Source organism: Citrobacter freundii complex sp. CFNIH9 (assembly GCF_002903305.1).
Classification (GTDB): domain Bacteria; phylum Pseudomonadota; class Gammaproteobacteria; order Enterobacterales; family Enterobacteriaceae; genus Citrobacter; species Citrobacter portucalensis.
On sequence record NZ_CP026238.1, the window covers coordinates 3,596,949 to 3,610,573 of the forward strand.

The window sequence follows — 13,625 nt, forward strand, 5'->3', positions numbered from 1 at the left end:
CAGTTTACGCCGATGCTAACAATACAGGCTAAAGTTGAGCCGCCAGGCTAGACTTTAGTTCCACAACACTAAACCTATAAGTTGGGGAAATATAATGTTCCAGCAAGAAGTTACCATTACCGCTCCGAACGGTCTGCATACTCGCCCTGCTGCTCAGTTTGTTAAAGAAGCAAAAGGCTTTACTTCTGAAATTACTGTGACTTCCAACGGCAAAAGCGCTAGCGCCAAAAGCCTGTTTAAACTGCAGACTCTGGGCCTGACTCAGGGTACCGTTGTCACCCTGTCCGCAGAAGGTGAAGACGAGCAGAAAGCAGTTGAGCATCTGGTTAAACTGATGGCTGAACTCGAGTAAGTTCAACGAGTTCTTTTAAATATCAGTCACAAGTAAGGTAGGGTTATGATTTCAGGCATTTTAGCATCCCCGGGTATCGCTTTCGGTAAAGCATTGCTGCTGAAAGAAGACGAGATCGTCATTGACCGGAAAAAAATTTCTGCCGACAAGGTTGATCAGGAAGTTGAACGTTTTCTGAGCGGTCGTGCCAAGGCATCTGCGCAACTGGAAGCGATCAAAACCAAAGCTGGTGAAACGTTCGGTGAAGAAAAAGAAGCCATCTTTGAAGGGCATATCATGCTGCTCGAAGATGAGGAGCTGGAGCAGGAAATCATAGCCCTGATTAAAGATAAGCACATGACGGCTGATGCAGCTGCGCATGAAGTTATCGAAGGTCAGGCCACAGCCCTGGAAGAGCTGGATGATGAATACCTGAAAGAACGTGCGGCTGACGTACGTGACATCGGTAAACGCCTGCTGCGTAACATTCTGGGTCTGGCAATTATTGATTTGAGCGCTATCCAGGACGAAGTTATCCTGGTTGCCGCAGACCTGACCCCGTCAGAAACCGCACAGCTGAACCTGAACAAGGTGCTGGGTTTCATCACTGACGCGGGCGGACGTACCTCTCATACCTCTATCATGGCGCGTTCTCTGGAACTGCCTGCTATCGTAGGTACGGGTAGCGTCACCTCTCAGGTGAAAAACGACGACTATCTGATTCTGGATGCCGTAAACAATCAGGTTTACGTCAATCCGACCAACGACGTTATTGAGCAACTGCGTGCCGTTCAGGAGCAGGTTGCAACCGAGAAAGCGGAACTCGCTAAGCTGAAAGATCTGCCGGCTATCACGCTGGACGGTCACCAGGTTGAAGTTTGCGCCAACATCGGTACCGTTCGTGACGTTGAAGGCGCCGAGCGTAACGGCGCTGAAGGTGTGGGTCTGTACCGCACCGAATTCCTGTTCATGGACCGTGAATCGCTGCCAACTGAAGAAGAACAGTTTGCTGCGTATAAAGCCGTTGCTGAAGCCTGTGGCTCTCAGGCGGTCATCGTCCGTACCATGGACATCGGCGGCGATAAAGAGCTGCCGTACATGAACTTCCCGAAAGAAGAGAACCCGTTCCTGGGCTGGCGTGCCGTGCGTATCGCCATGGATCGTAAAGAGATCCTGCGTGACCAGGTTCGCGCTATCCTGCGCGCCTCTGCTTTCGGCAAACTGCGTATCATGTTCCCAATGATCATCTCTGTTGAAGAAGTGCGTGCACTGCGCAAAGAGATCGAAATCTACAAACAGGAACTGCGCGACGAAGGTAAAGCATTTGACGAGAGCATTGAGATTGGCGTGATGGTGGAAACACCAGCTGCGGCAACAATTGCGCGTCATTTAGCCAAAGAAGTTGATTTCTTTAGTATCGGCACCAATGATTTAACGCAGTACACCCTGGCAGTTGACCGTGGTAATGATATGATTTCACACCTTTACCAACCGATGTCGCCATCTGTGCTGACGCTGATCAAGCAAGTTATTGATGCTTCTCATGCTGAAGGCAAATGGACTGGCATGTGTGGTGAGCTTGCAGGCGACGAACGTGCTACACTTCTGTTGCTGGGGATGGGTCTGGACGAATTCTCTATGAGCGCCATTTCTATCCCGCGCATTAAGAAGATTATCCGTAACACGAACTTCGAAGATGCGAAGGTGTTAGCAGAGCAGGCTCTTGCTCAACCGACAACGGACGAGTTAATGACGCTGGTTAACAAGTTCATTGAAGAAAAAACAATCTGCTAATCCACGAGATGCGGCCCAATTTACTGCTTAGGAGAAGATCATGGGTTTGTTCGATAAACTGAAATCTCTGGTTTCTGATGATAAGAAAGACACCGGAACTATTGAGATCGTTGCTCCGCTCTCTGGCGAGATCGTCAACATCGAAGACGTGCCGGATGTAGTTTTTGCTGAAAAAATCGTTGGTGATGGCATTGCTATCAAACCAACCGGTAACAAAATGGTTGCTCCTGTTGATGGCACCATCGGCAAAATCTTTGAAACCAACCACGCTTTCTCTATCGAATCCGACAGCGGCATTGAGCTGTTTGTTCACTTCGGTATTGATACCGTTGAACTGAAAGGCGAAGGCTTCAAACGCATCGCTGAAGAAGGTCAGCGCGTGAAAGTGGGCGACCCGGTTATTGAATTCGATCTGCCGCTGCTGGAAGAAAAAGCCAAGTCTACCCTGACTCCGGTTGTTATCTCCAACATGGACGAAATCAAAGAGCTGATCAAACTGTCCGGTAGCGTGACAGTGGGTGAGACTCCGGTTATCCGCATCAAGAAGTAATTCTTTTTGCAGAGAAAGATGGCGCCATCAGGCGCCATTTTTTTTATCTGATGGATATCAAAACCCTGCCGGATGGCGCTACGCTTATCCGGCCTACAGCAAACTCCGTAACGTAGGCCGGATAAGACGTTCTCGTCGCCATCCGGCATTAAATCTGTGAGGTGACCGGTCGGTAACACGCCTCGCGCATCAGAATCTTCATCCCTTCCGGCCCGCTTTCCAGCATCCTTCGCTCCGAGTCTGCCACTAACAATTCACAGTCGTAGCCACCCGCAATACCAAACATGGCCCGCGCTACACAGATATCTTCCAGCGCTGCTGCCCCGTTGGTGTCAAAATGTCCAACCATACGCCCATTCTGGCGAACTACCAGCCGGTAACTCTTCATCGCGCCTCCCCTGCCGGTGGCAGAATTAATTCATCACAACCGCACAGGTGCGTCCACGTCATCACGTCCAGCACCCGCTGCGCGGCGTCGTGCGTCGCGGTCGTCAGCGCTTTCCCCAGTACAAGGCCGCTCACCAGCTCTGCACAAAACAGATCGCCAGTCCCCTTCAGATCCGTTTTCACTCGCGGATGGGCTAACACCTCAACCGTTTCAGCCGTCACCACCGCAACGTTAATAATCTCTTCGGTATCCCCCGGCGCGCTGGTTATTACCACCCATTTCAGGGTGTCAGTGAGCAGTGATTGTGCCGCCGTAATGGCTTCATCAAGCGTACGACACGGCTTTCCGCTTAGCATTTGCAGCTCGAACACGTTCGGCGTCAGCCCCTGTGCCAACGGCAGCAGGTGCTGACGATAAGCTTCCGGGATTTCGGCTTTCACATACATGCCGCTATCCGTATCGCCAATCACGGGGTCGACCAAAATGCATAGGTCCGGATGCGTGGCCCGAACGGTTTCCAGCCACTGTGCCAGCAAGGCGATTTGCTCCGCGCTGCCCATGTAACCTGTAGTCACCGCCTTTAGCTCACGCAAGGCATCACGCTCGCTTAAGGCGCGGAGATAGCCGCTAAACCAGTCAGACGGAATAACGCCGCCGTAAAAGGTTTCATAATGCGGGGTATTACTGAACAGCACCGTGGGTACTGCCGTCACGCGTAACCCCTGCGCTTTAATGGCCGGGACGGCGATGCTGTTACCTACGCTGCCATACACCACCTGTGACTGGACGGCGACGATATCGGTCTGTAACGCCCGATTCGTGTCGTCAAAGAGCACTGACTGGATATCACTCTCCTGCTCCATAAATTTCTCCTCTCGCTGGACAGCGGGCCTACGCCTCACTATTATCGTCATATGCTAAAATTCATTTTGTCATAGGTCAATAATGATCGACGGAAAAACCGCTAACGAAATTTTTGACAGTATCCGTCAACATGTCACTACAGGCACGCTGGCAGCAGGCGAAACGTTGCCGCCAGTACGGGAACTGGCAACGGCATTAAACGTGAACCGTAATACTGTCGCGGCGGCTTACAAACGCCTGGTCACCTCCGGGTTGGCGCAGAGCCTGGGACGCAACGGCACGGTGATTAAGGGGATTACTGCCCCCGTTGCGCTGGAAGGTGGTAATCCGGATACCCCGCTTATCGATCTTTCCGGCGGTAATCCAGCGCCCTCGCGTCTTCCTGACCTGAGTAGTTATTTCGCAATGATAAATAAGAATCCGCGTTTGTACGGCGATGCCGCTGTGTCACCAGGGCTTAAGGTATGGGCATCACAATGGATGCAAAATGCAATGCCCGGCAAAGGGGAAATTGATATCACCAGCGGCGCCATTGATGCTATCGAACGGCTACTGTGCGCCCATTTACTGCCTGGTGATAGCGTTGTCGTAGAAGATCCATGCTTTTTGAGCAGCATCAACATGCTGCGTTATGCTGGTTTCTCCGCCAGTCCGGCCAATGTTGACCACGAAGGCATGCTGCCGGACCAACTGGAACTCGCGCTACAGAAAGGTGCGCGGGCGGTAATTCTGACACCGCGCGCGCATAACCCGACAGGATGCAGCCTGAGCGCTTCACGCGCGGCGCAATTGAAGGAAATCCTGGCCCGCTATCCGCAGACGCTGGTGATCGTCGACGACCACTTTGCGCTGCTATCTGCTTGCCGCTGGTATCCGGTGATTGCGAAGGAAACCACGCACTGGGCGATTGTCCGTTCGATGTCCAAAACGTTAGGTCCGGATTTACGCCTGGCCATTGTGGCCAGCGATCCGCTCACTTCAGGGAAGCTACGTTTACGGCTCAACTCCGGCAGTCAGTGGGTCAGCCACCTGCTGCAGGATTTGGCCTGCGCCTGCCTGAGTGACGAGACTTATCAACACACGCTGGCGCAAACTCAGCAGTTTTACGCCGCCCAGCAGCAAACGTTGGCGGCAGCACTGCGGCGACATGGCATTGAGTTGCCCGTTGGTGACGGTCTGAATATGTGGCTACCGCTGGAAGATAACAGCCAGGCGATCGCTTTTGCGCTGGCAAAGTCCGGCTGGCTGGTGCGGGAAGGCGAAGTGTTTGGCGTCAATACGCCCGCCCACGGCCTGCGTATTACGCTGTCAACCTTAACTGACAGCGACATTGATAAGCTGGCGACTGATATTCATCAGGCGCTAAAACGCTAACAGGAGAGAAAAAGTGCGAGTTCATTTTGTTATTCATGAGTCTTTCGAATCTGCTGGCGCGTATCTGCCGTGGGCCGAATCACGCGGCTATAGCGTCAGTTGGTCGCGCGTTTATGCCGGAGAAGCGGTCCCTGCGAACGCCGATGATTTCGATATGTTGGTGGTGTTTGGCGGTCCGCAGTCACCACGAACCACGCTGGCAGAGTGCCCGTACTTTGATTCTCAGGCCGAGCAGCATCTGATCAACCAGGCGATTGCGGCACGTAAAATTGTGGTGGGGATCTGCCTGGGTTCACAGTTAATCGGCGAAGCGCTGGGTGCGAAGGTGTGCCAGAGTCCGGAAAAAGAGATTGGTCACTACCCCATCGTTCTGACCGAAGCCGGTCAACAGCACCCGCTGTTCAGCCATTTCGGCTCACCGCTTACCGTCGGTCACTGGCACAACGACATGCCAGGATTAACCGACCAGGCGACCATTCTTGCTGCCAGCGAGGGCTGCCCACGACAAATCGTGCAATACGGTAATTTTGTTTATGGTTTTCAGTGCCATATGGAGTTTACGGCTGATGCTATAGAAGGGCTTATTCAACACTCCGAACAAGAACTGGCGGAAGCTAAAGGCAAGCGTTTCATCCGTTCCGTTGAAGAGATGCGAGCATGGGATTATCAGCAGATGAATGAGAAACTGTGGCAATTCCTTGATAAGCTTGTGGAAAAACGTAACGATTGATTATGGCAGGCCGGATAAGACGCTTTACGTCGTCATCCGGCGCTCGTGCCGTACGTTTGCCTGATAGTGCTATGATTATCAGGCTGAAAACTAAATCCCTAATCCCTGGTTAAAGTGCTCTTCGCCAAACACACCGGTTGAAAGGTAGCGATCGCCGCGATCGCAGATGATCGCCACCACCACCGCTCCCGGGGTCGCGCGCGCCACACGTAACGCCCCCGCTACCGCGCCACCAGAACTGACACCACAGAAAATCCCTTCGCGCACGGCCAGTTCACGCATGGTGTTTTCCGCATCGTTCTGATGAATATCCAGCACTTCATCCACCAGCGAGGCGTTAAAAATGCCTGGCATATACTCCGCAGGCCAGCGGCGAATCCCCGGAATACTGCTGCCCTCTTCCGGCTGCAGGCCAACGATAGTGACCGCTTTTTCTTGCTCACGCAGAAAACGCGACACACCGGTAATGGTGCCTGTCGTTCCCATACTGGAGACAAAATGGGTAATACGACCTGACGTCTGCTGCCAGATTTCCGGTCCGGTGGTGGTGTAATGCGCGTACGGGTTATCCGGATTATTAAACTGATCCAGCAGCTTGCCTTCTCCACGCTGCGCCATTTCAAGGGCTAAATCGCGCGCGCCTTCCATCCCCTGCTCTTTGGTGACCAGAATCAGTTCGGCGCCATAGGCGCGCATCGCCGCACGGCGCTCCTGACTCATGTTATCTGGCATCAGCAGCTTCATGCGGTAGCCCTTCAGCGCGGCGATCATTGCCAGCGCAATTCCGGTATTGCCGCTGGTAGCCTCAATCAGCACGTCGCCTGGCTTAATTTCTCCGCGCTTTTCCGCTTCGACGATCATCGACAACGCGGCGCGGTCTTTCACCGAACCTGCGGGATTATTGCCTTCCAGCTTGACCCAAATTTCACTACCGTTATCCGGCGCCAGACGTTGTAATTTCACCAGAGGCGTATTGCCAATTGTTTTTTCTAATGTGTTCACGTTTTCAGCTCGTAAAAAAGCCCGGTAAGCGTAGCGCCACCGGGCGATAACTATGCAAATTAACCTATCAGGCTGATTGCGCCAGGGCAAGTTCCTCTTCACGCGTTTCAATACGCTGGTCGCCGTTATACAAGCGTGCATTTTGCAGCCCGACAAACAGACGTTCGCCGCGGCCAGGGGAATCATCGCCCTGCATGACTACCGTCAACGGTTCGTTATACCACCCCAGGGGTTGCACAACTAATTGGGTGTAGTGTCCTTTCGGGCTGGCTTCCAGCACTTGTACCGGCAACGGCGAATCCAGGCTGGTACGACGGCTCACGTCCACTTCCCACGGGCGCAGGAACAGATCCACCGGTCCCTGATAGCCAGGCGTATAACCCAGCGGCCAGCGGTGTGCGCCCACATGGAATTGGCCGCCACGAATCGTCCCCTGCAGGCGGTTAACCTCACCCATAAATTCCAGGACGAAACGAGTAGCCGGTTCGCGCCATACCTGATCCGGCGCATCAGCCTGTTCGATATGACCCTGACTCATCACCACCACGCGGTCTGCGACTTCCGTTGCTTCTTCCTGGTCGTGGGTAACAAACACGCTGGTAAATTTCAACTCTTCATGCAACTGACGCAGCCAGCGACGCAGTTCTTTGCGCACCTGCGCATCAAGCGCGCCAAACGGTTCGTCGAGCAGCAGGATCTGCGGCTCTACCGCCAGCGCACGCGCCAACGCCACGCGCTGTTTTTGCCCGCCGGAGAGCTGTGCCGGGAAACGGTCCGCCAGATGAGCCAGTTGAACCATTTCCAGCAGTTTGGTCACTTTTGCTTTGATGGCCGCCGCATTCGGGCGCTCACGCCGTGGCAGGACCGTCAGACCAAACGCGATATTGTCGAAAACGGTCATATGACGAAACAGCGCATAGTGCTGGAACACGAACCCCACCTTACGGTCGCGGGCGTGCAATCGGCTGACGTCGGTACCGTGAAAACGGATATGCCCGCTGGACTGATGCTCCAGCCCGGCAATAATGCGCAGCAGCGTGGTTTTGCCCGAGCCGGATGGCCCCAGCAGCGCGACCATCTGACCTGAAGGAATATCCAGCGAGATATCGTTCAGCACCTGGGTGCGACCAAAAGACTTCTTAATATTGGCAATCTCAATGCTCATGATTTTCCTCCTGCTGCGCGCGTTTTTCCTGGTTCTCCAGACGCCATTGCAACATGCTCTTCAAAAACAGGGTAATAATCGCCATCAGCGTTAATAGCGCCGCGGCGGTAAAGGAGCCGACCGTGTTGTAGTCCTGCTCCAGTAATTCAATCTGTAGCGGCAGCGATAAGGTTTCGCCGCGAATCGAGCCGGAAACCACTGACACCGCGCCAAACTCACCAATCGCACGGGCGTTGGTCAACACCACACCGTACAGCAATGCCCAACGGATATTCGGCAGCGTAACGCGGCGGAACATCTGCCAGCCGGACGCGCCCAACAGAACCGCGGCTTCATCTTCATTGCTGCCCTGGCTTAACATCACCGGCACCAGCTCACGCACCACAAACGGACAGGTCACGAACACTGTCACCAGCACCATCCCCGGCCAGGCAAACATAATTTGCAGGTTATGCTCATCCAGCCACCCACCAAGCGGGCCGTTAGAGCCGTAAAACAGCAGATAGACCAGACCGGCGACCACCGGCGAGACAGCAAATGGAATATCCAGTAACGTTAGTAGTAGTTGGCGTCCTGGGAAGTTAAAACGGGTCACCAGCCAGGCCAGCAACACACCAAACACCAGGTTCACCGGGACCGCAATCAGCGCAATCAGCACTGTCAGCCAGATGGCATGCAGCATGTCCGGATCCGCCAGGTTCTGTAATACCGGCATTAATCCCTTGCTGAACGCCTGCACGAAGATGTAAATCATCGGCACCAGCAAAATAAACGCGGAGACCAGCATGCCCGTGCCGATCAGAAACCATTTCCCCCAGTTGATGCGGGGTGCGCCATAGCGTTTCAATTGGGTAATGTCTGCCATCAGTGACCTACCACACGTCGACCAAAGCGACTTTGCAGAGTGTTAATTGAAAACAGCAGCAACAACGAAGCCCCGAGGATCACAGAAGCAATCGCGCTGGCAGCCGGGTAGTCAAACTCCTGCAAGCGAACAAAAATCATCAGCGAGGTCACTTCCGTCTTCCATGCGATGTTTCCGGCGATAAAAATAACCGCGCCAAACTCACCGAGGCTGCGGGTAAACGACAGCGCAACGCCCGCCACCAGCGCAGGAGAAAGCTCCGGCAGCACTACTTTACGGAAACTTTGCCAGCGCGTAGCACCGAGCGTTTCAGCTGCTTCTTCATATTCCGGGCCTAACTCTTCCAGTACCGGTTGCACGGTACGCACCACAAACGGAATGCTGGTAAAGGCCATCGCTACCGCGATACCGAGCCAGGTGTAGGTCACCTTGATATCCAGCTTCGCCAGCCACTCGCCGTAGAAGCCATTAACCGAAAACAGTGACGCCAGCGTCAGACCTGCCACCGCCGTAGGCAGTGCGAACGGCAGGTCCATCAGCGCATCCAGCAGCGTACGGCCCGGAAAGCGATAGCGTGTTAAGATCCACGCCATCAGCAAACCGAACACGCCGTTAAAAATCGACGCCACAAACGCCGACAGCAGCGTCACTTTATAAGCCGCCACCACCTGCGGATTGGTAATCACATCCCAGTATTGCGCCCAGCTCATTTGCGCCAGTTGCATCACCAGCGCGCTCAGCGGCAGCAGCAATATCAGGCAGACAAACAGTAAGCTGGTGCCCAGGCTCAAAGTGAAGCCGGGCAGCACACGTCGGGAAGAAACAGCAAACATTTACTTACGCCCCGCCGCCAGCAGTTTGTCCAGCTCACCGCCGCTGACAAAGTGCGTTTTCATCACTTCAGGCCACGAGCCAAACTTATCTTCCACACGGAACAATTCGGTCTGCGGGAATTTATCTTTCAGCTTGTCCATTACCTGCGGGTTATTCACGCGGTAGTAGAAATCGGTAATGATGGTTTGCGCCTGCGGGCTGTACAGCCAGTTCAGGTAAGCTTTCGCCGCTTTTTCAGTACCGTTGGCCTGCACATTTTTATCTACCCAGGCCACCGGGAACTCCGCCAGAATGTTGACCTTCGGCACCACCACTTCGAAGCCCTGGTCTTCGTACTGTTTACGGATATTGTTCACTTCCGATTCAAAGGTAATCAGTACGTCGCCCAGACCGCGCTCCACGAAGGTGGTAGTTGCACCACGACCGCCGGTATCAAATACTTCCACGTTTTTCAGAAACTGGGTCATGAACTGTTCGGTTTTAGCTTTATCCCCACCGTCCGCTTTATCTGCCGCGCCCCACGCAGCCAGATAGGTATAGCGTGCGTTACCGGAGGTTTTCGGGTTCGGGAAAATCAGCTTCACGTCCGGGCGAACCAGATCGTTCCATTCGTGGATATTCTTCGGGTTGCCCTTACGCACCAAAAACGCCATGGTGGAATAGAATGGCGAACTGTTATTCGGCAGGCGGCTTTGCCAGTCGGCAGGGATCAGCTTGCCTTTGTCATGCAGGATCTGCACGTCGGTCACCTGGTTATAGGTCACGACGTCAGCTTTCAGCCCCTGCAAAATCGCCAACGCCTGTTTTGATGACCCGGCATGAGATTGTTTAATCGTCAGTTTGTCGCCGCCGTTATCCTTCGCCCATTGCTGTTCAAACGGCGGATTAAGGGCGGCAAACAGCTCGCGGGAAACATCGTATGAACTGTTCAGTAGTTCCGTTGCCTGCGCCTGCCCCACCAGCAACAGCATGGCTGCCAGCGTCAGTGTTCTTTTTTTCAGTAAGTTAACGGCCATTGCGCACCCTTATAAATTAAATGACTTTCTTATGGTCATCATATTTATAACCAGTGCTAAAGGAGTAACGGTTTTATATACCGTTTGATGATTTGAAAGTTGAAAAGAGAATAAGGGGTACCTCCTCCCCAGCACATGGGGAGGAGACCGGCATCAATCAGACGCCGACGCTAACGCTTTCAGGCAGGGTGCTGCCGCCATCAATCACGTTTTGCGTGCCAGTTAAATAACTGGACTCATCCGATGCCAGGAACGCCGCCAGTTCACCGACCTCAAGCGGGCAGGCCAGACGACGCATCGGGATCGCTTTCGCCATTTCGACTAAAACGGATTCAGGATCTTCCGGGTTAGACTGACGCGCAATGCTTTCCGCCATCGGCGTACGAACGTAGCCAGGGCAAATGGCGTTCACGCGAATGCCGGACTGCGCATATTCTACCGCCAGGGATTTGGTCAAACCGATGATCGCGGCTTTCGACAGCGCGTAGGCCGTTTCGCCCGGGTCAGCAACCATATCGCCGGTCACCGATGACATCATCACGATGCGCCCGTCTTTGCGTGCAATCATCTCCGGCAGAACGGCTTTCGTCACGTTCCAGACGCCTTTAATGTTGATATCAATGTGGAAATCGCGATCTTCATCGCTCATATCAAGGAAGTTGCCGAGGCGGCATACGCCGGCATTGTTCACCAGAATATCGATTTTGCCTTCAATCTGCTTCGCGCGCGTCACCGCTTCCTTGACCGACGCAAAATCTCTGACGTCAGCGTGAACGGCTGTGCAACGGTGCCCACGCCCAGCCAACTCATCCGCCAGTTTTTCAATCTCATCGGAGATATCCAGCAGGATTAAGTTCGCACCATGGCGGGCAAACGTTCTGGCGATACCCTCGCCAATACCCTGAGATGCGCCCGTAATCAATGCTGTTTTGCCCGTGAGTTTTCCCATTTCAATATTCTCCTTTTGAATATGAAGCCTTCACTTCATTCACGCAGAAGATACAGCAATAACAAATTAGTGCTGAGGAATAGCTCACTAAATCAGGTTAATCTCAGGTAAAAAAAATCCCCGACGATGCGGGGATGTCTATTTCGTGGCCGATAACAGGCTCAGCTCACCATTACAGCGCCATTAAACGGTCCAGCGACGGAGCAAAGTAATAACCGCCAGTTACCGGTTTGGTGAAGCGCAGCATCGCATCACGCTTACCGTCGGTGTCACCAAACATGCTCAGCAATTGTTGTTCAATGTTGTGCAGACGAGCGCAGTAGGCGCAGAAATAGAGACCATGCGTGCCGCTGGCAGTACCGTATGGCAGGCTCTGGCGCACAATTTTCAGCCCTTTACCGTCTTCTTTTAGGTCAACACGGCTCAGGTGAGAGGTGACCGGACGGTCATCACCGTCGATCTCTTCGTTGGCTTCCTTGGTACGACCAATCATCATTTCCTGGTCATGGATGCTCATGCGATTAAGCTGCTTCAGGTTATGTTCCCAACGCTGCACAAACACATAGCTGCCACCGGCATCCACACCATCTTTGATAACGGCAACTTCACGGCGCGTTTCTTCGCCTGCCGGGTTTTCCGTACCGTCAACAAAGCCGCTGAGATCGCGCTCTTCGACCCAACGGAAACCGTGGATTTCTTCTTTAACTTCAATACAGTCGCCAAATGCTTCCATTGCCGCCTGCGCAACAGAGAAATTCACGTCATGACGCAAAGAGAGAATATGGATCAACACGTCATATTGGGTTGCTGGTGCCAGACCTTTACCGTAAGGGATAAAGTCTTTTAACTCTTCAGCACCGACGCCGCCGCTCAATGCACGCCAGGTGTTGTTGCCAAAAGCGACAACCGCGCCCAGATGCGCATCCGGGAACTTAGCTTCAAAGGTCGCCAGCTTATCGGCGAAGGTTTTGCTGGCCGCACGCAGGGCATCAACGTCGCCTTTAACATTGGCTTCAATCCAAATCGCCGCACGGCAATGTTCTGGCAAAATGCCACTCTGAACCTGAGACATTGTTCCTCCTGAAAAAAAGATGCCACGACATCGTGGCATTGATGGGCGCTATTCTACCTGTTTTTTTAACAAGCCGATTTGTTCAGACGCAAATTAACGCCGCCAGATAATTTTGCTTACTTTCCACGCTTTCAGCGTGTCGTCAGACGGCATTATATCCTCAGGCCCGCTCCATTCACCGGAAAAAATATAGCTAATATGTTGACTTCCTTCAGCTTTACACTCAACGCCCGCGCTGTCATCGCCGGTTGCTTTTTGGCAATTACCGAAAGCTTTAGTGTAAAGGTCACTAAACGGTGTACCGATTTCGACACCCGCGGCTGACGAAATATCGTGATCTAATACATCAATACGACTGATGGTTCCCTGGCTGCCGTTGATGACTATCGCCAGCTTGTCGTCTTTCATCGCTTCATAGAAGCGCACCACATTACCGTTATCGGTCTTCATTCCGCTACGCAGGCGGTAATCGCCGTCCAGCGCATCAGCAATGGCTTTTTCATCCAGCGGCGTAGCGCCCGTTAACGCTCCGACGCCCTGCTCTGTGACCTGCGTTGAAGAACCAAACCAGTTCCACGGATTGGCGGCAGACCAGTTCACCGAGGACAACGTTGAACACCCGGCCAGTAGCAGCGGCATCGCGCATAAAGTCAAACGCAGTGATTTCATTTCACTTCCTTCCTTATTTATC

The 13,625-nt window shown here is 53.3% G+C and carries 15 protein-coding genes; 5 read left to right on the forward strand and 10 right to left on the reverse strand.

The window, feature by feature from the left end:
• Positions 1–94 precede the first annotated feature (94 nt).
• The 3 genes from ptsH to crr are packed head-to-tail and all read left to right on the forward strand — an operon-like array spanning position 95 to position 2,675.
• Positions 95–352 (forward strand): phosphocarrier protein Hpr, encoded by a 258-nt coding sequence (ptsH, locus tag C2U43_RS18420; RefSeq protein WP_002913505.1) that lies wholly within the window; start codon positions 95–97, stop codon positions 350–352.
• A gap of 45 nt (positions 353–397) precedes the next feature.
• Positions 398–2,125, forward strand: coding sequence for a phosphoenolpyruvate-protein phosphotransferase PtsI (gene ptsI, locus C2U43_RS18425; RefSeq protein WP_008785405.1), 1,728 nt, complete (start codon positions 398–400; stop codon positions 2,123–2,125).
• A gap of 40 nt (positions 2,126–2,165) precedes the next feature.
• Entirely contained in the window at positions 2,166–2,675 is a 510-nt protein-coding gene (gene crr, locus C2U43_RS18430) for a PTS glucose transporter subunit IIA (protein WP_000522253.1), read from the forward strand.
• 148 nt (positions 2,676–2,823) lie between these two features.
• Here crr and C2U43_RS18435 read toward each other — a convergent pair whose 3' ends face one another.
• On the reverse strand, positions 2,824–3,063 hold the full coding sequence (locus C2U43_RS18435) for a hypothetical protein (RefSeq protein WP_008785406.1): 240 nt from the start codon (positions 3,061–3,063) through the stop codon (positions 2,824–2,826).
• Positions 3,060–3,926, reverse strand: coding sequence for a pyridoxine/pyridoxal/pyridoxamine kinase (gene pdxK / locus C2U43_RS18440; RefSeq protein WP_057066918.1), 867 nt, complete (start codon positions 3,924–3,926; stop codon positions 3,060–3,062). Before pdxK ends, C2U43_RS18435 begins: the two co-directional genes overlap by 4 nt.
• Before the next feature lie 82 nt (positions 3,927–4,008).
• Between pdxK and ptsJ the strand changes: the two genes are divergently transcribed.
• Positions 4,009–5,301, forward strand: coding sequence for a MocR-like B6 salvage transcription factor PtsJ (gene ptsJ, locus C2U43_RS18445; RefSeq protein WP_103285609.1), 1,293 nt, complete (start codon positions 4,009–4,011; stop codon positions 5,299–5,301).
• 13 nt (positions 5,302–5,314) lie between these two features.
• Positions 5,315–6,031, forward strand: coding sequence for a type 1 glutamine amidotransferase (locus C2U43_RS18450; RefSeq protein ID WP_071446817.1), 717 nt, complete (start codon positions 5,315–5,317; stop codon positions 6,029–6,031).
• 90 nt (positions 6,032–6,121) lie between these two features.
• Here C2U43_RS18450 and cysM read toward each other — a convergent pair whose 3' ends face one another.
• The 8 genes from cysM to C2U43_RS18490 form a co-directional block, all read right to left on the reverse strand.
• Positions 6,122–7,033 (reverse strand): cysteine synthase CysM, encoded by a 912-nt coding sequence (gene cysM, locus C2U43_RS18455; protein ID WP_048215810.1) that lies wholly within the window; start codon positions 7,031–7,033, stop codon positions 6,122–6,124.
• 67 nt (positions 7,034–7,100) lie between these two features.
• On the reverse strand, positions 7,101–8,198 hold the full coding sequence (cysA, locus tag C2U43_RS18460) for a sulfate/thiosulfate ABC transporter ATP-binding protein CysA (RefSeq protein WP_048234762.1): 1,098 nt from the start codon (positions 8,196–8,198) through the stop codon (positions 7,101–7,103).
• Positions 8,188–9,063 (reverse strand): sulfate/thiosulfate ABC transporter permease CysW, encoded by an 876-nt coding sequence (gene cysW / locus C2U43_RS18465; RefSeq protein ID WP_003038064.1) that lies wholly within the window; start codon positions 9,061–9,063, stop codon positions 8,188–8,190. Before cysW ends, cysA begins: the two co-directional genes overlap by 11 nt.
• Positions 9,063–9,896, reverse strand: coding sequence for a sulfate/thiosulfate ABC transporter permease CysT (gene cysT, locus C2U43_RS18470; RefSeq protein WP_003038061.1), 834 nt, complete (start codon positions 9,894–9,896; stop codon positions 9,063–9,065). The genes cysW and cysT overlap by 1 nt, the downstream gene beginning before the upstream one ends.
• Positions 9,897–10,913, reverse strand: a complete 1,017-nt coding sequence (gene cysP / locus C2U43_RS18475) for a thiosulfate/sulfate ABC transporter substrate-binding protein CysP (RefSeq protein WP_003835019.1) — start codon at positions 10,911–10,913, stop codon at positions 9,897–9,899.
• Between the two features lie 157 nt (positions 10,914–11,070).
• The gene (ucpA, locus tag C2U43_RS18480; protein WP_003835020.1) at positions 11,071–11,862 is read right to left on the reverse strand and encodes an SDR family oxidoreductase UcpA; all 792 of its coding nucleotides are present in this window, start codon (positions 11,860–11,862) and stop codon (positions 11,071–11,073) included.
• A gap of 172 nt (positions 11,863–12,034) precedes the next feature.
• Positions 12,035–12,934 (reverse strand): porphyrinogen peroxidase, encoded by a 900-nt coding sequence (gene yfeX / locus C2U43_RS18485; protein WP_003835022.1) that lies wholly within the window; start codon positions 12,932–12,934, stop codon positions 12,035–12,037.
• 93 nt (positions 12,935–13,027) lie between these two features.
• Positions 13,028–13,603, reverse strand: a complete 576-nt coding sequence (locus C2U43_RS18490) for an RpoE-regulated lipoprotein (RefSeq protein ID WP_048215807.1) — start codon at positions 13,601–13,603, stop codon at positions 13,028–13,030.
• Positions 13,604–13,625: the final 22 nt, after the last annotated feature.

Coding starts and splice junctions, on each gene's coding strand:
- ptsH (WP_002913505.1), top strand. CDS start 95: ATGTTCCAGCAAGAAGTTACCATTACCGCTCCGAACGGTCTGCATACT.
- ptsI (WP_008785405.1), top strand. CDS start 398: ATGATTTCAGGCATTTTAGCATCCCCGGGTATCGCTTTCGGTAAAGCA.
- crr (WP_000522253.1), top strand. CDS start 2,166: ATGGGTTTGTTCGATAAACTGAAATCTCTGGTTTCTGATGATAAGAAA.
- C2U43_RS18435 (WP_008785406.1), bottom strand. CDS start 3,063: ATGAAGAGTTACCGGCTGGTAGTTCGCCAGAATGGGCGTATGGTTGGA.
- pdxK (WP_057066918.1), bottom strand. CDS start 3,926: ATGGAGCAGGAGAGTGATATCCAGTCAGTGCTCTTTGACGACACGAAT.
- ptsJ (WP_103285609.1), top strand. CDS start 4,009: ATGATCGACGGAAAAACCGCTAACGAAATTTTTGACAGTATCCGTCAA.
- cysA (WP_048234762.1), bottom strand. CDS start 8,198: ATGAGCATTGAGATTGCCAATATTAAGAAGTCTTTTGGTCGCACCCAG.
- cysW (WP_003038064.1), bottom strand. CDS start 9,063: ATGGCAGACATTACCCAATTGAAACGCTATGGCGCACCCCGCATCAAC.
- cysT (WP_003038061.1), bottom strand. CDS start 9,896: ATGTTTGCTGTTTCTTCCCGACGTGTGCTGCCCGGCTTCACTTTGAGC.
- cysP (WP_003835019.1), bottom strand. CDS start 10,913: ATGGCCGTTAACTTACTGAAAAAAAGAACACTGACGCTGGCAGCCATG.
- ucpA (WP_003835020.1), bottom strand. CDS start 11,862: ATGGGAAAACTCACGGGCAAAACAGCATTGATTACGGGCGCATCTCAG.
- yfeX (WP_003835022.1), bottom strand. CDS start 12,934: ATGTCTCAGGTTCAGAGTGGCATTTTGCCAGAACATTGCCGTGCGGCG.
- C2U43_RS18490 (WP_048215807.1), bottom strand. CDS start 13,603: ATGAAATCACTGCGTTTGACTTTATGCGCGATGCCGCTGCTACTGGCC.